Source organism: Sutterella megalosphaeroides (assembly GCF_003609995.1).
In the GTDB taxonomy this organism is placed as follows: domain Bacteria; phylum Pseudomonadota; class Gammaproteobacteria; order Burkholderiales; family Burkholderiaceae_F; genus Sutterella; species Sutterella megalosphaeroides.
Genome location: NZ_AP018786.1, coordinates 2058128 through 2076245, shown reverse-complemented (window position 1 = coordinate 2076245; position 18118 = coordinate 2058128). Strand labels below are relative to the sequence as shown.

17 protein-coding genes are annotated in these 18118 nt (G+C 62.9%); 5 read left to right on the top strand and 12 right to left on the bottom strand.

What is annotated here, in order from left to right; all coding sequences use genetic code 11:
- Nucleotides 1-9 precede the first annotated feature (9 nt).
- The 6 genes from S6FBBBH3_RS08230 to S6FBBBH3_RS08205 all read right to left on the bottom strand — a co-directional run bounded on the left by S6FBBBH3_RS08230 (nucleotide 10) and on the right by S6FBBBH3_RS08205 (nucleotide 5505).
- On the bottom strand, nucleotides 10-672 hold the full coding sequence (locus S6FBBBH3_RS08230) for a response regulator transcription factor (RefSeq protein WP_120177291.1): 663 nt from the start codon (nucleotides 670-672) through the stop codon (nucleotides 10-12).
- A gap of 235 nt (nucleotides 673-907) precedes the next feature.
- Nucleotides 908-2263, bottom strand: coding sequence for a putrescine-ornithine antiporter (gene potE / locus S6FBBBH3_RS08225; protein WP_120177290.1), 1356 nt, complete (start codon nucleotides 2261-2263; stop codon nucleotides 908-910).
- A gap of 167 nt (nucleotides 2264-2430) precedes the next feature.
- Nucleotides 2431-3105 carry an orotate phosphoribosyltransferase gene (locus S6FBBBH3_RS08220; protein ID WP_120177289.1) on the bottom strand — a complete coding sequence of 225 codons (675 nt, stop codon included), beginning with the start codon at nucleotides 3103-3105 and terminating at the stop codon, nucleotides 2431-2433.
- 25 nt (nucleotides 3106-3130) lie between these two features.
- On the bottom strand, nucleotides 3131-4123 hold the full coding sequence (locus tag S6FBBBH3_RS08215; RefSeq protein ID WP_120177288.1) for an amidohydrolase family protein: 993 nt from the start codon (nucleotides 4121-4123) through the stop codon (nucleotides 3131-3133).
- Between the two features lie 429 nt (nucleotides 4124-4552).
- A complete protein-coding gene (locus tag S6FBBBH3_RS08210) occupies nucleotides 4553-4912 on the bottom strand; it encodes a hypothetical protein (RefSeq protein WP_120177287.1) in 360 nt (119 codons plus the stop codon).
- A gap of 77 nt (nucleotides 4913-4989) precedes the next feature.
- The gene (locus S6FBBBH3_RS08205; protein ID WP_232008770.1) at nucleotides 4990-5505 is read right to left on the bottom strand and encodes a nitrous oxide-stimulated promoter family protein; all 516 of its coding nucleotides are present in this window, start codon (nucleotides 5503-5505) and stop codon (nucleotides 4990-4992) included.
- Between the two features lie 174 nt (nucleotides 5506-5679).
- Here S6FBBBH3_RS08205 and S6FBBBH3_RS08200 point away from each other — a divergent pair, with 174 nt between their 5' ends.
- Nucleotides 5680-6783, top strand: a complete 1104-nt coding sequence (locus S6FBBBH3_RS08200; protein ID WP_120177286.1) for an amidohydrolase — start codon at nucleotides 5680-5682, stop codon at nucleotides 6781-6783.
- A 114-nt stretch (nucleotides 6784-6897) separates the two neighbouring features.
- On the opposite strand, the gene S6FBBBH3_RS08195 is transcribed toward S6FBBBH3_RS08200, so the two are convergent.
- Nucleotides 6898-7314 (bottom strand): deoxycytidylate deaminase, encoded by a 417-nt coding sequence (locus tag S6FBBBH3_RS08195; protein WP_120177285.1) that lies wholly within the window; start codon nucleotides 7312-7314, stop codon nucleotides 6898-6900.
- Nucleotides 7315-7699: 385 nt separating this feature from the next.
- Between S6FBBBH3_RS08195 and S6FBBBH3_RS08190 the strand changes: the two genes are divergently transcribed.
- Nucleotides 7700-10048, top strand: a complete 2349-nt coding sequence (locus S6FBBBH3_RS08190; protein WP_123957683.1) for an ATP-binding protein — start codon at nucleotides 7700-7702, stop codon at nucleotides 10046-10048.
- Nucleotides 10049-10264: 216 nt separating this feature from the next.
- The gene (locus S6FBBBH3_RS08185) at nucleotides 10265-10681 is read left to right on the top strand and encodes a type II toxin-antitoxin system HicB family antitoxin (protein WP_120177283.1); all 417 of its coding nucleotides are present in this window, start codon (nucleotides 10265-10267) and stop codon (nucleotides 10679-10681) included.
- A 116-nt stretch (nucleotides 10682-10797) separates the two neighbouring features.
- On the opposite strand, the gene efp is transcribed toward S6FBBBH3_RS08185, so the two are convergent.
- The 5 genes from efp to S6FBBBH3_RS08160 all read right to left on the bottom strand — a co-directional run bounded on the left by efp (nucleotide 10798) and on the right by S6FBBBH3_RS08160 (nucleotide 16154).
- The gene (gene efp / locus S6FBBBH3_RS08180) at nucleotides 10798-11355 is read right to left on the bottom strand and encodes an elongation factor P (RefSeq protein ID WP_120177282.1); all 558 of its coding nucleotides are present in this window, start codon (nucleotides 11353-11355) and stop codon (nucleotides 10798-10800) included.
- Nucleotides 11356-11568: 213 nt separating this feature from the next.
- Nucleotides 11569-12783 (bottom strand): elongation factor P maturation arginine rhamnosyltransferase EarP, encoded by a 1215-nt coding sequence (gene earP, locus S6FBBBH3_RS08175; RefSeq protein ID WP_408646505.1) that lies wholly within the window; start codon nucleotides 12781-12783, stop codon nucleotides 11569-11571.
- A gap of 95 nt (nucleotides 12784-12878) precedes the next feature.
- Nucleotides 12879-13478, bottom strand: coding sequence for a CDP-diacylglycerol--glycerol-3-phosphate 3-phosphatidyltransferase (gene pgsA / locus S6FBBBH3_RS08170; RefSeq protein ID WP_120177280.1), 600 nt, complete (start codon nucleotides 13476-13478; stop codon nucleotides 12879-12881).
- Between the two features lie 110 nt (nucleotides 13479-13588).
- On the bottom strand, nucleotides 13589-15727 hold the full coding sequence (gene uvrC / locus S6FBBBH3_RS08165; RefSeq protein ID WP_232008769.1) for an excinuclease ABC subunit UvrC: 2139 nt from the start codon (nucleotides 15725-15727) through the stop codon (nucleotides 13589-13591).
- Nucleotides 15728-15752: 25 nt separating this feature from the next.
- On the bottom strand, nucleotides 15753-16154 hold the full coding sequence (locus S6FBBBH3_RS08160; RefSeq protein ID WP_120177279.1) for a hypothetical protein: 402 nt from the start codon (nucleotides 16152-16154) through the stop codon (nucleotides 15753-15755).
- A 545-nt stretch (nucleotides 16155-16699) separates the two neighbouring features.
- On the opposite strand from S6FBBBH3_RS08160, the gene ccmA reads away from it, so the two are divergent.
- Both ccmA and ccmB read left to right on the top strand, forming a co-directional pair.
- Nucleotides 16700-17410, top strand: coding sequence for a cytochrome c biogenesis heme-transporting ATPase CcmA (ccmA, locus tag S6FBBBH3_RS08155; protein WP_120177278.1), 711 nt, complete (start codon nucleotides 16700-16702; stop codon nucleotides 17408-17410).
- Nucleotides 17411-17421: 11 nt separating this feature from the next.
- Entirely contained in the window at nucleotides 17422-18090 is a 669-nt protein-coding gene (gene ccmB, locus S6FBBBH3_RS08150) for a heme exporter protein CcmB (protein WP_120177277.1), read from the top strand.
- Nucleotides 18091-18118 lie beyond the last annotated feature (28 nt).

Sequence of the window (18118 nt, the reverse complement as noted above, 5' to 3'; positions counted from 1 at the left end):
CAAGAGTGCTCAAAGCTCGATGTCGAACCCCGCGCGACGGGCCGCAAGGAGCGCTTCCGTGCGGTTCGAGGCGCCGAAGGCACGGTAAATCGCCGCGACATGCGTTTTGACGGTGCCTTCCGAGAGGTCGAGCTCGCGGCAGATCCGCTTGATGGGGGCGCCCTGCGCGAGGAGCATGAGGACGTCCTTCTGGCGCTCCGTCAGGTGGACGGGCTCTTCGGTTTCGCGTTTGAGGCTTGCGGCCGTGCGGTTGAAGAATCCCAGGCGCTGCGATTCCGCGAGGAGCTTCGAGGGGATGAAAACGCCCCCTTTCAGTACGAAGTCGATGGCACTTGCGAGCATTTCGGTGTCGAGACTCTTCGGCACGAACCCCGCCGCACCGAGTTGCAGCACGCGCATGATGCTCTGCTGATCGACCAGGCCCGAGACGACGAGGATCTTCAGCATCGGCTGAATCCGAACGATCTCCTCCATGAGCTCGGTCCCGGTGACGCCCGGCATCGAGAGGTCGAGAATCAAGAGGTCCGCCGTGTCGCCTTCGCGCCGCACGAGATCGATCGCCCCCTCGGCGGTTTCGGCCGTGAGCACCGCGGCGGCGGGATCGCGGTCGATAAGCATCATGGAAAGCGCGCTCGTAATGAGGGCGTGGTCGTCGACGATGAGGTACTTCATTGAATGTTGGCACGCGGGGCGTGCTGCGAAACGGAGGACTACCAAGTGTAGCGCAGCCGATCGGCCCCGGCACACGGGAAAAACGGCAGTTGCAGGGGGCCGAGACGCGGCGCTTGCGCGAAAAGAAAAAGGCGGCGCGATTCGCATCGCACCGCCTTCGAGCGCCGTCAAATGTTGATTTCGCGAGGCTCGCGGAGCCCGAAAGCTCCCGAACTCCTCGAGCGCTTGTCTGACGTTATGCCCGGCGTTCGTCGTTCATGTCGGCAAACGGGCGCCCCGCCGCCACGCGGCGCTCCAGATCGCGCCCCGCGTAGCCGTAGAGCCACATGCCGAGGAAGGTCGCCAGCGATCCCCAGAGCATCGCGGTCGGACCGCAGGCGTAGAGGGCGTAGAGCGAATAGATCGACCCCACGGCCGCAAGGCGAACCGTGAGCTTCGCGTCGCGCGCGGGGAGCGCCTCGCGGTGCACCATCACGTTGAGCGCGGCCAAGGCAAGGAGATAGGGAACGAGGTTCGTCACGACCGCGAGGTCGACGAGAATGAAGAACTGCTCCTCAAGACGCGGATTGACCGTAAGGAGCGCCAGAAGCGTTTGCGTCACCACGATGATGAGCATCCCCGCAACGGGCACGCGGTGCTTGTTGAGGCGAGCGAAGATCTTCGGAAAATAGCCTTCGGCCGCCGACCCGCGGAAGACTTCCGCGAGCGTGAACTGCCAGCTCATGAGAGCCGCCGCTTCCGCAAGCGCCATGACGCCCATGACGACCTTGCCCACGAAGGGCGTGAACATCGTCGCAAAGACAAGCCCGAAGGGGGCGGTCGAGGCAGCGAGCGTCGCGTTGTCGACGATACCCGCCGCAACGTTGTTCGAGAGCAGATAAATCACCGCCACGCCCGCCGTCGCGCAGAGAACGGCGCGCGGCACGTTCTTTTCGGGGTCTTCGACCGCGTCGGCGTTCGCGCACGCGGATTCAAGCCCCAAAAAGCCCCAAAGGGTCATACTCAAGGACGCCGAAATCCCGTCGAAAAGCGTCATGTTGTGCGGATTCCAGGCCGCAACAAAGCGCTCGGGCGAGAACCAGAACCAGCCCGCCACGCACAAAAAGAGAATCGGAATGAGAAGCGCCCAGGCAAAGACGTGGCTCACGACGCCCGTCATGCGTACGCCCGGGAAGTTGATGACGGTCGTCACCCAAATGAGAACGATGGTGCAAAGACCGATTTCCAAGGGTGTCAGCGTCGCTTCGAAAATCATGACGCCATACCCCACGACCGAGACGGCGATCGAGAGGTTGGCAATGACAAGCGAAAGGCCGTAGGTGAAGTTCGCGAGGTAACTGCCCGACTTCCCGAAGGCGTATTCGGCGTAGCCGCCGAGCCCCGCGCGGTTGCGCGAGAGCATCCCGCAGCGTGCGAGCGCGTAGGCAACGGCCGTGGACCCAAGAATGGTGATCGCCCAGGCGAAGATCGACATCGTGCCTACTTCGGCGAGTTTCGTGGGCATGAGGATGATGGACGAGCCGACCATGTTGAGGATCGTCGCCATCGTGAGTTCGAGGAAGGTGAGCTTCTGCTTCGGTTTGGAGGTCATATTCCTTGGGAGGGAACGGGACCGGCCCGAAAGCGCCGGTCGGGGGTCAATGAAAAAAGGGAAAAACGAAAAACGAAAAAAGGCTCCGCGCGGAAAGCGCGGGGCCCTTTGCGGCCCGCCCCCGTCGGTTTTTCAACGGAGGGCGGCGCCCGATCGACGCGGCGGCGTTAGTTTTCGCTGCCCGTCGGGGTGATGGCGTGACGAGCGGCCCAGGTCCAGGGGTTCTGGAGCCAGTCGCCGAGGGTCGACTTTTCTTCGGCCGTGAGCTTGCCCATTTCGACGGCCTTGTCAAGGACCTTCGAGAAGTCGAGCATTTCGTGGCAGACGACGTTTTCCTTCTTGAAGAGCTTCGTCGTTTCGTCGATGCCGAACGAGGTGATCGCGAGGCAGTCCGTCACTTCGGCGCCTTCGGCCTTGAGAGCTTCGACGGCGGAAAGGAGCGAGAGACCCGTCGAGATGTGGTCTTCGATGATGAGGACGCGCTTGCCCTTCACCGAGGCGCCTTCGACGCGGCTGTGGTTGCCGTAGGTCTTCGCCGTCTGACGAACGAAGATCGAGGGCTTCGAGAGACGGTACGCGAGGGCGGCGGCGTGCGAGACGCCCGCGCCTTCAACGCCCGCGACGACGTCGAATTCGAGGTTGAGTTCGGCCACGCGCGAAGCCATCGTTTCGATGATGTCGCGCCAGGCGTCCGGGAAGGCCGTGAGCGTGCGGTTGTCGACGTAGATCGGGGTGATGAGACCCGACTTGAGTCGCATCGGAGCTTCCGTGAGGAACGAAACCGCGCCGTGGGAGACGAGATGTTCGGCGAGGATGTCTTCGGCAATATGGGACTTGAACATGATTCTTACTCTCAACCTATCCTAATTAGTCGATGCCGATCGCCTTGCGGCCGTTGACGGTGGCGATCTTGACGAGTTCGTCGAAGTAGTCGAAGCGGCAGCCCGTGGCGAGCGTGGTCATTTCATGCCACATGTCGCCGGCGTTCCAGGGCACCATGGCGTCGCACACGTTGTCGGTACCGAGCGCGACCGTGATGCCCGCCGGGACGAGTTCGTCGACCGGGGTCATGGAGTTGTGCATCGGGCCGATCTGCTCGGAGCGCGGCGTGTCGATCCAGGCGGTCGGGCAGGCGATCATCATGACGTCGGCTTCCTTCATGCGGGCGTAGAGACGTTCGCGGTACTTCTTCGAGTGCGCGGCGATCGAAATCCCGTGAATGGCGACGACGCGGCCCTGCATGCCGTGCTGGATCGTCTTGTCGCAGAGCTGTTCGGTTTCGTATTCGAGCGATTCGTTGAACTGGTCGACGTGCACGTGGACCATCTTGTTGTAGCGCTTCGCGGTTTCGAGGATGATGTCGAACGCTTCGTCGCCCTTGCCGTAGTCGCGTTCGTCGCGCTTCGGAAGCGCGCCGATGATGTCGACCATTTCGGCGCCGATGTCGAACCACTTGCGGGCTTCGGGATGAATCACGCCCTTCAGAGTCTGGTTCGCGAACTTGACCGTGAGCTGGTCCTTGTAGTGTTCGCGGGCGCGGATGCCGGCCTTGATCGCGCGGTCTTCGGACTGCGGGTCGATGTCGACGAACGTGGCGAGCGCGGTGACGCCCTGCTTGATCTGGTTTTCAAAGAAGAGGCAGAAACGGCGGTAGAAGATCTCTTCCGTCGATTCGCGCTTGAGTCGGTCGAGCGCGTCCCACTTCTGCTGCAGCGTGCAGGTGCGGCGCATTTCGAGCACGTCGGGCGAGAGCGTGTAGGCGCGGTCGGCATGGGCGTGGGTGTTCACCCAGCCGCCGGCGGCCATGATCGCCGGTTCAATCATGTCGCGAATCGTCAAGGCGGTGTCATTCGTGGACATTAAGAAATCTCCTTCAAGGGGAAGAGAAGAAAACTACGGTCAAGAAAAGGCCGCGAACGTGGGGGCACGTTTTCGCGGCTAAATTGACGGCATGTTAGAGACGTTCCGACCGTTTGTCAAATTTCCGCGAAAGATTTGCCGGGGTGAGTTGCTCCGTTGAGACCCCGCGCGACGCGCCCGATCTCTTTATCCTGCACCCGAAGTCGACATCGTGTCGAGCGGAAAATCGTTAGGAAACACGACGTTGCGGTGCGTTCGCGGCATCGCCCGAAAACTGCGGCTCCGCTCGGTGGGTCTTTGCCAAGAAAAGAAAAAAGACCTGTTGCAAAACCGCAACAGGTCCGATCGAAGAAGAGGTTGAAATTGGGGCCGAAGAGACCCTACGGCGCTCGAACGACCGCGATCGAGTTCAAGCCGACTCCAATCGACTCAGGCCGCAATCTTTTCGGCCTCCTTCGGGAGCAGCCCGTAGCGGCGGCGCAGCCGCTGCGAGAGGAAGACCGCGGCGGAAAGGAGCGTGAAGACCGCGCACGCGCCGAGAATCGCGCCCGCAAGCATCCAGGGGCGCCCGGCGTCGATGCGGTTCATGACGAGCACAACGCCGGCACGCACCCACTCCAGCGCAAACAGGGCGAGAAGGGCCGAGGAGAAGTACGCGACGAACCGGTGCGGCACGAAGAGGATCGCGATCGGCACGAAGACTGCGAAGGCGAGAAGGCCGAAGCCGTGGAACATCAGATGCGCGCCCATGAGGATCATGGCGAGAACGGGAAAAACGAGAAGCAGCATGCGGGGTTTCCGGGGGTGCAAAAAAAAGAAAAAAACGGGGGTGGAGTCGCCGGGGAAGCGATGGTGTCCGGGGTCTCTTATCGGGCGCCCGCGTCGGAAGGCGACTTCGGGGCCTCCTTCGGTGCTTCCTTCGATGCAGCAGCGGGCGCCGTCTCGCGACGGTTCCGGGGCTTTTCGGGCGCTTCGCGGCGTTCCTTCAAGAGGTGCTTGAGGGTCAGAATCGGGTGTCGCCAGAGGAGTCGCGGGCCCGCCCACCGCATGATTTCGCGGGCCTTTTCGCGCTCGGCGGGCTTATAGCAGTGGATGCGGCACTTGGCACAGACGGGCTTTTCGGCCCCGTAGGGGCAGCAAGCGAGGCGCTTTCGCGCGTACTCGACGAACGCTCGGCACTCGGGGCAAAGACCGTCCTCGGTGGAGCGTAGCTCGGGATGGTGGGCCTTGCAGTAGAGCTCGGCCATCAGCCGAATCGTTTCCGCTTCCTCCTTGAGGACGGGAATCGTTTCAAGCCGCGCCATGCGGTCGGGCTTGGGGGCGGCGGCACTGCAGCGGGTTTTCGCGTCGGCGTCCGTCGGGGCGGAGGTGTCGGTGGTCATGGGAACGGGGCCTCACGAGAAAGTCGATAAACGGGAAAAACGAGCGGCAGGTCGTCAAGGCGTGAAAACGCGATTTCGTCCGCTCGGAGGCATAATATTTCGTTCAAGGTTATCGTACGCTTAAAAGTGGTACGAGAAATGCCAGTTTTTCTATTTTGTCAAAAGGGGACCCCAATGAGCGTGATTTACGATCCGGCGGAGTTGCGCGCCGACCTTCACGAAATGCCCGAACTTGCCATGCGGGAAGTGCGCACAGCGGCGTATGCGGCGGAAAAACTCGAAGCCCTCGGCCTTAAGGTCGAGCGCGGCGTTGGCGGCACGACGGGTGTGACGGCCGTGATCGAAGGGGCGGAACCCGGCCCCGTCGTCATGCTTCGCGCCGACATGGATGCGCTTCCTTTCGTGATCGACGGGAAGGACTGCGCGATTCACGCCTGCGGGCACGACGCCCACACGGCGATGCTCCTGGCGGCCGCAAGCCGCCTCGTCGGCAAGGTGAAGCGCGGCAAGTTGAAGCTCGTCCTGCAGCCCGCCGAAGAAACGTGTGCGGGCGCGAACGCGCTCATCGCGGCGGGCATTCTTGAGGACGTCGACTACGTCTTGGGCGCCCACATTCGTCCGATTCAGGACCTCCCCGCGGGGAAGGTCTGCTCGGGCGTGCGCCACACGGCTTCCACCACGATTCGCGTGACGGTGAAGGGGCGCGGCGCCCACGCGGCGCGTCCCCATTTGGGTGTCAATGCCATCGACGCGGGCGGCGCGATCGTGGCGGCCGTGCAGGGGATCTGGCTCAACCCGACGGGCGTCTGGTCCGCGAAGGCGACGCAGTTCCATGCCGACGCGGGCGGCACCAACATCGTTCCCGATCGCGCGACCATCACCTTCGACGTGCGCGCTCAGACGAACGAACTCATGAACGAGTACATGGAAAAGATTCGGACCGCCGTCGAATACGCTGCGAAAGCCCACGGAGCCGAAGCCGATCTCGAAATCCTGCTCACGTGCCCGGCTGCGGTCTACGACGAGGACTTCAAGGCGGAAGTGGGCGATGCGATCCGCGAAGTCTTGGGTGACGACGCTCTGGCCGCGGACTGCGGTGGCGGCGGCGAAGACTTCCATTGCTACAAGCTCGCGAAGCCCTCGATGAAGGCGGCCTATTTCGGGGTCGGGGTCGGCGCGACGCCGGGGCTCCATGCGCCCAACATGACCTTCGACCCGAAGTACCTCATCAACGGGGTGAAGGTCTTCGAAGCCGTGGTGCTCAAGCACCTCGGGTAAGATGCCGAGAAAAGCCGCCCGCAGGAGGGCGGCTGAAAAGCAAACGGGGTGCCGACGGGCACCCCGTTTCCCCTATGGGCCTGCGCTCGTCCGGGTGAGACCGACGGTTGGGCCTCAAAGCTGCTCGACGCGAATCCCCGCACGCTTCAGGAAGTTGAGGCCGTCTTCGCTTCGGTAGAGCTCGTGGTAGAAGACCTCGGTGATGCCGCACTTCTGAATGAGGAGCGCGCAGTGGATGCAGGGGCTGTGCGTGATGAAGATCGACGCTCCCTTCGAGGAGTAGCCGTTTTCGGCGAGCTTGGCGATGGCGTTCAATTCCGCGTGCTGCACTTCGGGGCGCGTCACCGTCTCGCCGTTCACTTCCATCTCGCAGCAGTTGTCGTACCCGGTGGGCATCCCGTTCCAGCCGAAGGAGATGATCGAGTGATTCTTCACGATGACGCAGCCCACCTTGAGACGTCGGGCGTAGCTGCGTTCGGCGGCGATGTGCGCGATGCGCATGTACATCGCATTATCCTTCTTGATATCCATGGAAATTTTCAGCTGATTTTCTCTACCTCCCACAATACCTCCCACACTTCGCATCACACACGGGCTCGAAGTCGGTCGGCAAATGGGGTCTTGTTGCGCAATTCTATCGCGCCCGGACGGGACGACCTGCGTGACGGCGGGCAATACGTGTTTCCGTGCGGCGCAGGCGGTTGAAAGGGAGGGCAGTCGACCGGGACGGTGAGCGGCTATCGGCGGCGTGCGCACGAGCACGGCTGCGTAAGAATGCAGGACGAAGAAAAGAAAACGCGTGACGGACCGAGCGATCCCTCACGCGTTGAGGCTGCTTTCGAAGGCACGAACGAGGCAGGCAAACGTTTCGCCCGGCCCATCAGCCAAACCGCGCGCGAGGTTCCGGATCCGTGGCTTGCGCCACGGAGGGACCTCCGAAAGCAGTGCGGATGCGACAAAGTCCGTGCTGGTAACACGGGCCTTGTCAATGATGCAGGGTGGCAGATATGCAGAGTCTCCCCCTTGCTTCGTGTCAGACGTGATCATAGCACGACCTGGTAGGGCCTTCGACGTTGAAAGTCGGGCAGGTAGGGCTTTCTCGGGCGCTCGCCGGGCGTGGAGCGCGTCGAGGACCGAGCGCAACGCCGCAAGCGAGCGGACCCCCCATCCCCCTGCCGAGATTTTGCTATCTTCGTCGAACAACACCGCGACGCCCGACCGCAGGGCCGACGGGTCGCCCGCCGGCATACGGCTCGCGGTTTCGTACGCCATTTCCCGCCTCGGGGTCTGCGGCCCGAGGAGAGTTGCACACAGGGACCGAGGTCCAGTCATGAAAGCCAATGTCTCGGGGTATCTTTCGAGGCTCCGGAAGATCACAAGCTACAAAGACGCGTTGTTGGAGGCCGTCGCCAACTCGATTCAAGCGTGCGCCGACGTCGAGCCGGAGAACGCCGAAATCACGGTCGAAATCCGCCTGAAGCTGCAAGCCGAACCGACGCGAAAGGGGCACCCGACGAATGACCGTCCGATCGAATCGATCCGGGTGACGGACAACGGCGAAGGCTTCACGGACGAAAACTTTGAGTCCTTCTGCACGATGGATACGGACCGGAAGGCGGCCCGATTCGGTTGCAAGGGGATCGGCCGCTTCCTGTGGCTGAAGGCCTTCCGGAAGGTCGTCGTGGAGAGCGTCTATCGGGCGTCGAGCGGAGAGAAGTACTTCCGCCGCTTCGAATTTTCTACGAGCGACATCGAGAATGAGAGCACGCGAAAGGCGGGCGACGACGAGGCGGTCCGGACGACGATCTCACTGCAATCCATGATCGACGGGATGGAGCAGACGCACGACGTGACGGCCGAAGAGATCGTGCATCTCATCATCGGGCACTTCCTTTGGGACTTTGCGAGCGGCACGGTTCCGAAGATTCGCGTGGTTTGCGCGGGCGAGAGCCTGTGCGCTAACGACGTGTTCGAAGGAATGCGACTTGCCGCGACCGAGAAGCAAACGTTCAACCTGGCCGGGTACGACTTCGAGTTTCTTCAGCAGACGTTGAAATTCAAGTCGAAGAATGGCCTGCGCCCCGGCATCTATTACTGCGCGGGCGGTCGCGTCGTCTGCAAGGCGTCGACCGCCTTGGATCCGAAGATCGAATCCTTGATGCCCGACGCGGACGGCGCCGACAGGATGTTCCTGGGCCTGGTGAAGTCTCGGGTGTTGGACGAGTTGGTGGGCAACGAACGAAACGTGATCGAATGGGGAACGGAGGGAAGCGACGACCACCCTTCGGAAAAAGCGATTTTGAAGCGGGTCGAGGAGATCTGCTCGGAATACCTGAAGACCGAATTCGAGCGCTTGGCCGTCAAGTCGAACGCCAGGCTGCAAGAGTTCGTGGACACCGAGGCGCCCGAGTACAAGGCCTTCCTGAACCGGCGACGCGACAGTTTGTACGTGAGGCCCGATGCGTCCGTATCCGACGTCCGGGAATATTTCCGGGAGGAATTCCACAAGTACGAACGCGCGGAACGTCGGGAGGTCGACGATTGGATGGCCGTCGACTGGTCGGGGGAAGAGGCTGAAAGCAAGATTCGGGAGCTTTCCGAGCGGATCGAGCCCATTCTCGCGCGCGATCTCGTGAAGCTTGCGGCGTCGCGCCGTTTCTACCTCCGAATGTATGAGAAGGCGATGAGCCTCAGCGAAGAGGGCGGCTTCCGGAAGGAAAAGGCGATCCATTCGCTGCTCTATCCCATGAACACGGACGATCGCTTGGCCGTCGGCACGGACAAGCAGAACCTCTGGCTGATCGACGAGCGACTGACGTTCGTCCACTGTCTGACGTCGGATCAGCGGACGGATCGTGCGGCGCTCAAGCTCTTCGCGGTCGGCACGGCGGACAATGCGGGCGAACTCTACATCATCGAGTTCAAGCGCCCCGGGCACGACGACTGCGATCTCGATGAAAACCCGATCTCGCAGGTGCTCGACTACGTCGACGAGCTCAGGGCCGGCGGCGTGACGGCCGCCGACGGAACGGAAATCACCGGCGCGGACAAGCTTCCGATCTACTGCTTCATCGTGGCGCACATTACGCCGACCCTGAGGAAGCAATGTCGAAATTCCGGTTTGCAGCTCGGTGCGAGCGGCGACTATTTCTTCGGTGTGGTGAACGGCGTGTACTTCGAGGTGATGAGTGTGAATTCGCTCTACAAGAAAGCCAAAGAACGAAACCATGCCCTATTGACGGCCGCGGGCTTGGACAACCCGTAACGGAATCGACACCCTCGGAGGAAACTTCGGGGGTTTCCCGTTCCTGCGGTCGGAAGCGGGGACCGCAAGGTCCTTCCCGAAAATCGTCAATAATCGGTCGCGACGCCACCGCATCGTCGGGCGGTCGTCCTCCTGCACGGGCTTCCCGTCCGCGTGCGGAAGGGCGCTGCGGGTGCGGCGGGCGAAAATTCAAACGAAGAGAGAGTAAGCAAATCCATGCAATTTGATTTTGCGTGCCATTTTCTTGAGGACACAACCATCCTCTGCCGCGACCTGCCCGGGGCTGTTTCCTGCCCGGATGAAGGGGACACGTGCGAAAAGTGGGCGGAGCTCGTGGTAGTCGACTGGCTCGACTTTCTCATGTGGGACGACGAACCGATTCCGGTCGCGTCGCCCGCCGAGGAAGGCGAATACGTCGTGCGCCTGACGCTCACGCAGACGGCGAAGATCGTGTTGCACAACGCGCGGCTCGAGGCAAACGTCTCGAAGGCCGAGTTGGCTGAGAGAACGGGGATGAGCTTGGGCTACGTCGAGCGGATGCTCAATTTCCGGCAGTCGACGAAGATCGAGTCGATCCGCGAGGCGCTTCGAAGCCTCGGAAAGGACTTCACGCTCGGCGCGGTCGACCTCTGAGCGGCGCGGTGCCGAAAAGACAAAAGAAAAAGCCCGGCGGGGTTTGACCCGGCCGGGCTCGGTACGGAGGAAGTCCCGCAAGGGACTTCCAAGCGCGTCGGCAACGACGCCGTGAATTACTTCACGCGGTTGCGGTATTCGCCCGTACGGGTGTCGATTTCGATCTTGTCGCCCGTTTCGACGAAGGCGGGAACGGAGAGTTCGTAGCCGGTGGCGAGCTTGGCGGGCTTCATGACCTTACCGGAGGTGTCGCCCTTGACGGCGGGTTCCGTGTAGGTGATTTCGCGAACGAGGATCGTCGGGAGTTCGATCGAGATGGCGCGGCCTTCGTAGAACACGGCTTCGGCGGGCATGCCGTCTTCGAGGTACTTGAGGGCTTCGGCCATGACGTCGGCGTCGACTTCGTACTGGTTGTATTCTTCGTCCATCCAGACGTAGTGCGGGTCGGCGAAGTAGGAGTACGTGACTTCCTTGCGTTCAAGGATGAGGTCTTCGAACTTGTCGTCGGCACGGAAGACGGTTTCCGTCGTGGCGTTCGTCAGAAGGTTCTTCATCTTCATCTTGACGACGGAGGCGCCGCGGCCACCCTTGGAGTATTCGGACTTGACGACGACCATGGGGTCCTTGCCGACCATGAAGACGTTGCCGAGGCGCAGTTCCTGTGCGGTTTTCATTTCGAGTTTTCCTAGTGCAGTTTGCAAAGTAAGTCCCCGGCGAACCTCTTCGGGCCCAAGGACGAAAAAATTTTAGCTCTTGATTTTAGCAAAGTTTTCAAAAGGGCGGCCGAGAACGTTTCGGAAAAGCCGTAGCCAAGGCGCTCCAAGGCGCTCGGGCGGGCCGAAGGCGCCTTAGTCGACGCGCCCGTCGACGCGCTCATTCGGGGAACTTCAGCTCCCTTCAACCCGTTCGGCGCGCTCCACGATCCGACGCGCGAGGTCCCCGTGCGCGAAGAGCCGATCGCGCCAGCGGGCCATGCCGCGCTCGATCGCGCCGCGCGAGCGCCACCAGGCCGCAAACGTTTCGGGTTCGAGTTCGCCCGAGAGCCACTCGCGGTTCGCGGTCTCGAGAATTCGGGCGCTCTCGGGGTCGGTCTCGGCGAGAGCGGGCACGACCCGAGCGAGCCACGCGTCCATCTTGATGAGGTGCGCGTTGTCTTCCGTCGGGTAGGTGGCCCAGAGGAGGGACTTGCCGGCGAGCTGCGCCCGCACGAAGCTGTCTTCGCCGCGGATCACCACGGCGTCGGACGCCCGCAAGAGGTCGTCAAATGCTTCCTGTGGCACGAAGGGCGTGCGGCAGACGTCGACCCCCGCGCGCCCCTGAAGGAGCCGCTCGATTTCGTCACCCGCCGCGCCCGGCGCCGCAAGCACCGTAAGGGGCTCGACTGCGGCCGACGCGGCGATGCCATCCGCAAGGCGCGCGAGCGCGTTCACGGGATAGGCAAAGAGAAAGAGGGCGGGGCGCTCGGGCTTGGCTCCGAGTGCGCGAAGGATGTCGTCGCGGCGATGGGCGAAGTCCTCGGTATCCTCCCGGAGGTTGTCTTCGATCAGAAGACCGCCCGTGCGGGCTGTAAAGCCCGGGAAGTACCAGAGCTTTCGAAGGGGAAGATTCGGGTGCAGCCCCCAGACGTCGTGACAGGCTTCCACCCAGTCTTCGGCGCTCAGGTAGTCGAGATTCATGTAGAGAAAGCCCGAACCTTCCGCGGGAAGACCCCGCGCGACGCGCTCTTCGCGCGAGCGCGCGAGAAGCGCCTCCACCGCCTCGGGAAGGCGGCAGCCGAAGGCTTCGATCGTGAGGTCGGAGGCCGAGCGGGCGAAAGCCCCCTCGGAGGCGTGCTCTTCGCTCTCTTCGTGCGCCTTACCCGCAGGGATCTCAAGCTCCGCCAGGACTTCGGCGGCGCACGCCGCCCGATCGTCCCAGCGGGCGACGGCAATCCCGCGCACGACGGATTCGGCTTGATCGGGGTCGAGCTCCGGCACGAGCTTGGCGAGCACGTCGGGGCGGTCGACGACGAGACGCACGGCAAGCCCCAGGTCGCGAAGACGCCGTGCAAGACGCCACGTCACGCCCGCGTCGCCGAAGTTGTCGATCACGCGACACCAGATTTCGGCCGTTCGCGGAGGGCGGGAGCGGGTGACGGAAGACGGACTGTCGAACGAGGAAGAAGCGGCAAGAGAGGCGGCGAAAGAGGCGTCCGTGCTCAATTCTTCACCCGCTGCTCTTCGAAATAGGGAACGGCCGCACGCAGGTACACGTACATCGAATAGACCGTGAGGAGCGCGGCGATCCAGAGGAGCACCTCGCCCGCGAGCGCGACCGAGAACCCGTAGACGGGGTCGTACCAGAGAAGGCACGGAATGGCCGTCATCTGCGCGATCGTCTTGATCTTCCCGAACCAGTTCACCTTGACGAGCCCCGATTCGCCGATCTTCGCCATCCATTCGCGCAGCGCCGTCACGGTGATTTCGCGACCGATGATGATCATCGCCACGGCCATGTCGCAACGATCGAGTCCGACGAGCGCGACGAGCGCCGCGGAAACGAGAAGTTTGTCCGCCACCGGGTCGAGGAAGGCCCCCATGCGGGTCGCCCACCCTTCGTAGCGTCGGGCGAGGAACCCGTCGAGCGCGTCGGTGACGGCGGCAAGAACAAAGACCGCACAGGCGATTTGATTGACGAGGTGCGGATCGAGAACACGTGCGGGCACGTAGAAGATCCCGATGACAAGCGGGATCATGGCAATGCGGGCCCAGGTGAGGGCCATCGGCACGTTCATGCGGAAGGGAGGCTTGAGCTTCATAGAGCGTGTGAGCAACGAGTCGGGGGACGGAATAAAGAGTAGTGGAAATGGCGAAGGTCGGTGCTGAAAACAAGGTCCGACTTCAAAAAAAGTCGACGGCCGGGTCGGAATCAGGTATCCGACTCCTCCGTTCGGGGGATGTCGGGGGCGGCGCGATGGAGGTCGTCGTAGATGCGCCGTGCGAGCGCCCGGGAAATACCGTCGACGCGCGCGATGTCTTCGGCGGAGGCGTTCGAGAGCTGCTTCATGCCGCCGAAGTGCGCAAGCAGCTTCGCGCGGCGCTTGGGGCCGATGCCTTCCAAGTCTTCGAGGCGCGAGGTGTTGCGGGTCTTCGCGCGCTTGCGACGCATCCCGGTAATGGCAAAGCGGTGCGCTTCGTCGCGGATTTCGGCAATGAGCATGAGGGCGCGCGACATCGTGCCGAGAACGAGCGGTTCGCGCCGTTCCCCGTCGATTTCGGGGAAGATGAGGGTTTCAAGCCCGGTCTTCCGGCCTTCGCCCTTCGCAACCCCGACGATGACGGAAAGATCGAGCCCGAGGTCGGTGAAGACCTGTCGGGCGGATTCGACCTGGCCGTGCCCGCCGTCAACGAGTACGACATCGGGCAGGTACGCTTCGCCGCGCGCCACGGGCGCGTAGCGGCGCTCCAAGACCTGACGCATGGCGGCGTAGTCGTCGCCCGGCTCGATCCCGGTGATGTTGAAGCGCCGGTAGAGGGACGATTGCATCCGCCCCTCGGCAAAGACGACGCAGGAAGCCTGGGTGGCTTCGCCCGCCGTGTGCGAAATGTCGAAGCACTCGACCGAAAACTTCATGGGGTCGCCGTCTTCGGGCTCGAACCCGAGGATGTCGATGAGCTCCCGTAGGCGCGCGAGTTGACTGCCTTCCTCCTGAAGGCGCCGCGCGAGCGCGATCTCGGCCCCGGTCGTGCACATCTCAAGCCACCGCCGGCGCGTGTCGCGCGGCTCGGTTACGACCGTGATGCGTCGACCCGCGAGGTCCGTGAGCATGCGCGCGACGTTTGCGGCGAGGTCGGGGTGCTCGGCGTCGTTTTGCAAAATGACGACGGACGGAATCGGCATCCCGTCGTAGTGCTGCGCGACGAAGGCTTCGAGAATTTCGCCGGGGCTCGGAAGGAGCGCTTCCGTGCGCACGTTGAGTTTCGGAAAGTTGGGTCGGTCCCCGAGGTGGCGGCCGCCGCGCACCATGGCGAGGTTCACGCACACGACGCCCCCCGAAGCCGCGCACGCGAGAATGTCCGCGTCCGTGTCGCCCCCCGTCGTTTCGATCGCCTGACGGTGCTGCACGGTCGTGAGCGCCGCAATGCGGTCGCGGTAGAGGGCCGCTTCTTCGAATTCCCACTTTTCGCTCGCCGCCCACATGCGCTTTTCGTACTCTTCGACGAGGTCGCGCGTGCGCCCTTCGAGAAGCGCCGCCGCGCGCTCGCAGTCGCGCGCGTAGTCTTCCGAAGAAATGCGCCCGCAGCAGGGAGCCGAACACCGCCCGATTTGGCCCAAAAGACACGGGCGCGAGCGGTTTGAGAAGACGCCGTTTTCGCACGTGCGAAGGCCGAACACCTTCTGGAGCGTCTGAATCGCTTCGCGCACGGCCCCCGCATTGGGATACGGCCCGAAAAAGCGCGACCGCTTGTCGACGCCCCCGCGGTAGTAGGAAAGACGCGGGAATTCCTCGGGCCCCAACTTGATGTAGGGGTAACTCTTGTCGTCCCGAAAGAGTATGTTGTACTTCGGGGCGAGCGTCTTAATGAGGTTGTTTTCAAGAAGGAGCGCTTCGGCCTCGGACCGCGTCACGGTGGTTTCGAGCCGCGCGATGCGCGACACCATCAGGGCGATGCGCGGCGACAACCCCGTCTTCTGAAAGTAGGACGATACGCGTTTTTTGAGGTCGCGGGCTTTCCCGACGTAGAGGCAATTCCCCTCGGCGTCGAAATACCGGTAGCAGCCGGGGAGGTTCGGGAGCGTCCGCAATTCGGCCTGCGGGTCGAAGGCGCGGGGCGGCTCGGCTTCCGACGATTCTTCGGACGCTTCTTCCAAGAGAGCCGGAGCCTTCGTTGAAGACGCGTCGGCAGCGGTTTCAACAGCCGTTTCGAGCACAGGTTCGACGAGAGGCTCGACAGCAGACTCGGCGACAGGCTCGGCCGAAAGCGCCGCCCCGGGCACGGGCTCAGGGCGGGAGAGTTCGGCGGTGCCGTCGGCCGTCTCGATGGCGTCGGAATCCGTCTTGGACATGCGGGCGCTCGCGGGCCGATCGGGATCAGCGATCTTCTTCGCCCGTCAGCTCTTCGGGGTCGAAGTGGAAGGTCATGCCCTTATATTCGGGGCGGTACTTGAGGCCCGACTGGCAGCGGAATTCGAGCCAGCCGTGCGCGGGCTTCGTCGCGTCGCCCGAGCCGTCTTCGACCGAGCCCGAAAGCGGCAGCATGCCGAGCTCTTCGCTTTCGCAGAAGGCGCGGGCCTTGTCGTAAAGGTGCTCCGAGAGCTGACGCGACTCTTTCACGTGCGGCCACGTCGCTTCGATACGCCAGACGTTGCCGACGACGTTCGTGATGTTTTCCTCGCGGTCGAGGTACTTCTGGTGCTCGTCCTGCAGGGTCTGGCAGGCGGTGAGGCCGAAAAGAGCGGTAAGGGCGGAGGAAAGAATGAGAAGTCGCTTCATGGCTGTGTGGCGGTGAGATCGGTCCGAACGGGACCGCGAAGGAGGTCATTTTAGCCTGCGCGGGCGAAGACGGGCGAAGACGGCGACGCGCCGGGGCTCCCCTTCGCTCGCCAACGTTCCCGAACATTCGCGCTCGTTCGTGCCGATTCTTTCTCGTTTAGTACCTCGATGCCGACGGGCTCTCGCACCGTTCGAGAGGCCTCGGGAGCGCTCCAACGACCCAAAAGGCCGCAAAGACCCCGAAAAACGCACGAAAAAGCCCGAACAAACCCGAAAAAGACCCCGAACGGAGCTTTCGGGGCGGACTTAAGAATAGGGAGCGTCGGACGCCCCTCGAAAGGCTCTCCCTAATGCCGCCGAAAGCCCTGTCTATCGGCCTTTCAGGGCTCTCGGGAGACGCTACAAACGGTAAGGGAATCTTAATTTAGCCCACCTACACTGCACCCACCGTCGAAGCTCCCGACCTCCCGCACGACCCCCGAGGCGGGTATGATTCGGAGCCCGAACACATTCACCAACCCTGAACGGCTGAGGCCCCTTTCCCTATGTCCGACCCCATCCTCGAGGTTCGCGGGCTTACCTGCGAGCGCGGCGAAAGAACGCTTTTCCGCGGCATGAATTTTGCGGTCGAACCGGGCACGCTCGTGCGCGTGGCGGGTTCGAACGGCGCGGGGAAGACGACGCTTCTGCGCTTGCTCACGGGCCTCATGCGTCCCGTCGAAGGCGAAATCCTCTGGCGCGGGACGCCGATTGCGAAGGCGGCCGAAGACTTCTGGAGCGAACTCTGCTACATCGGTCACCGAAACGGCGTGAAGGACGACCTCTCTGTCATTGAAAACGTGATGATCAACGCGCGCGTCGCGTCGCTGAAGGCAACGGAAGCCGAAGCCCTCGACGCTTTGGCCGCCGTGGGTCTTTCGGACTTCATCGACGTTCCCGCGGGGCAGCTCTCGCAAGGGCAGCGCCGTCGCGTGGCGCTTGCGCGCCTCTGGCTCTCGCGCTCGGTTCCGCTTTGGATTCTCGACGAACCCTTTACGGCGTTGGACGTGAAGGGTGTCGCGCGCCTTGCAACGCTCATCGGCGAACACGTCTCCGAAGGCGGCGTCGTCATGCTCGTGACGCACCAGGAAGTGCCCGTCGAAAAGGCGCGGCTCCTTGTGATCGAACCCGAAACCTGGTCGCCCGTGCGGCGTACCGCCGTCGAGCGGGCGCTCGACGACGCCGCGGCCGACGAAGCTGAAAACGCCGCCCGCTGAAGGAGCCGAACATGTGGAATCTCTTTCTCACGATCCTGAGACGCGACATGACGCTCTCGATGCGTCGCAAGTCGGACCTCGCTCAGGTGATTTTCTTCTTTGCGGTCGTCGTGACGCTCGTGCCGTTGGGTGTCGGGGCGGAAACGAATATTCTCCGCTCGATCGCGCCGGGCGTGGTTTGGGTGGCGGCTCTGCTCGCCGCGCTTTTGTCGCTCCCCCGCATGTTCGCGACCGACCACGAGGACGGCACGCTCGAACAGATGCTCGTTGCCGCGGAACCCCTTCCCGTCATTGTGATGGCGAAAGTCGCCGCGCACTGGCTCGTGACGGGCGTTCCCATGACGATTTTCGCGACGCTCTTCGGCGTGATGTTCGATTTGTCGCTTGAAGTGACGGCGGTGCTCGTCGCGAGCCTTCTGCTCGGAACGCCCGTCTTGTCGCTTGTGGGCAGCATCGGCGCCGCTCTGACGCTCGGTCTTCGCACCGGGGGCGTTCTCACGTCGCTTCTTGTTTTGCCCCTTTACATTCCGGTACTCATCTTCGGCGCGGGTGCGGCTCAGGCGGTCGCCGTCGCGATGAGTCCGAGCGCGCATTTTCTGATCGTGGGCGGTCTGACGCTTTTGTCGTTGGCGCTTGCTCCGATCGCCGTTTCCGCGGCGCTTCGCATCGCCGAACAATAAAAAAACCAAGAACAGCTACACCGACAAC

Excerpts from the sequence above, each read along its gene's own strand:
- S6FBBBH3_RS08230 (WP_120177291.1), bottom strand. The coding sequence starts at position 672 with ATGAAGTACCTCATCGTCGACGACCACGCCCTCATTACGAGCGCGCTT.
- potE (WP_120177290.1), bottom strand. The coding sequence starts at position 2,263 with ATGACCTCCAAACCGAAGCAGAAGCTCACCTTCCTCGAACTCACGATG.
- S6FBBBH3_RS08220 (WP_120177289.1), bottom strand. The coding sequence starts at position 3,105 with ATGTTCAAGTCCCATATTGCCGAAGACATCCTCGCCGAACATCTCGTC.
- S6FBBBH3_RS08215 (WP_120177288.1), bottom strand. The coding sequence starts at position 4,123 with ATGTCCACGAATGACACCGCCTTGACGATTCGCGACATGATTGAACCG.
- S6FBBBH3_RS08210 (WP_120177287.1), bottom strand. The coding sequence starts at position 4,912 with ATGCTGCTTCTCGTTTTTCCCGTTCTCGCCATGATCCTCATGGGCGCG.
- S6FBBBH3_RS08205 (WP_232008770.1), bottom strand. The coding sequence starts at position 5,505 with ATGACCACCGACACCTCCGCCCCGACGGACGCCGACGCGAAAACCCGC.
- S6FBBBH3_RS08200 (WP_120177286.1), top strand. The coding sequence starts at position 5,680 with ATGAGCGTGATTTACGATCCGGCGGAGTTGCGCGCCGACCTTCACGAA.
- S6FBBBH3_RS08195 (WP_120177285.1), bottom strand. The coding sequence starts at position 7,314 with ATGGATATCAAGAAGGATAATGCGATGTACATGCGCATCGCGCACATC.
- S6FBBBH3_RS08185 (WP_120177283.1), top strand. The coding sequence starts at position 10,265 with ATGCAATTTGATTTTGCGTGCCATTTTCTTGAGGACACAACCATCCTC.
- efp (WP_120177282.1), bottom strand. The coding sequence starts at position 11,355 with ATGAAAACCGCACAGGAACTGCGCCTCGGCAACGTCTTCATGGTCGGC.
- pgsA (WP_120177280.1), bottom strand. The coding sequence starts at position 13,478 with ATGAAGCTCAAGCCTCCCTTCCGCATGAACGTGCCGATGGCCCTCACC.
- uvrC (WP_232008769.1), bottom strand. The coding sequence starts at position 15,727 with ATGTCCAAGACGGATTCCGACGCCATCGAGACGGCCGACGGCACCGCC.
- S6FBBBH3_RS08160 (WP_120177279.1), bottom strand. The coding sequence starts at position 16,154 with ATGAAGCGACTTCTCATTCTTTCCTCCGCCCTTACCGCTCTTTTCGGC.
- ccmA (WP_120177278.1), top strand. The coding sequence starts at position 16,700 with ATGTCCGACCCCATCCTCGAGGTTCGCGGGCTTACCTGCGAGCGCGGC.
- ccmB (WP_120177277.1), top strand. The coding sequence starts at position 17,422 with ATGTGGAATCTCTTTCTCACGATCCTGAGACGCGACATGACGCTCTCG.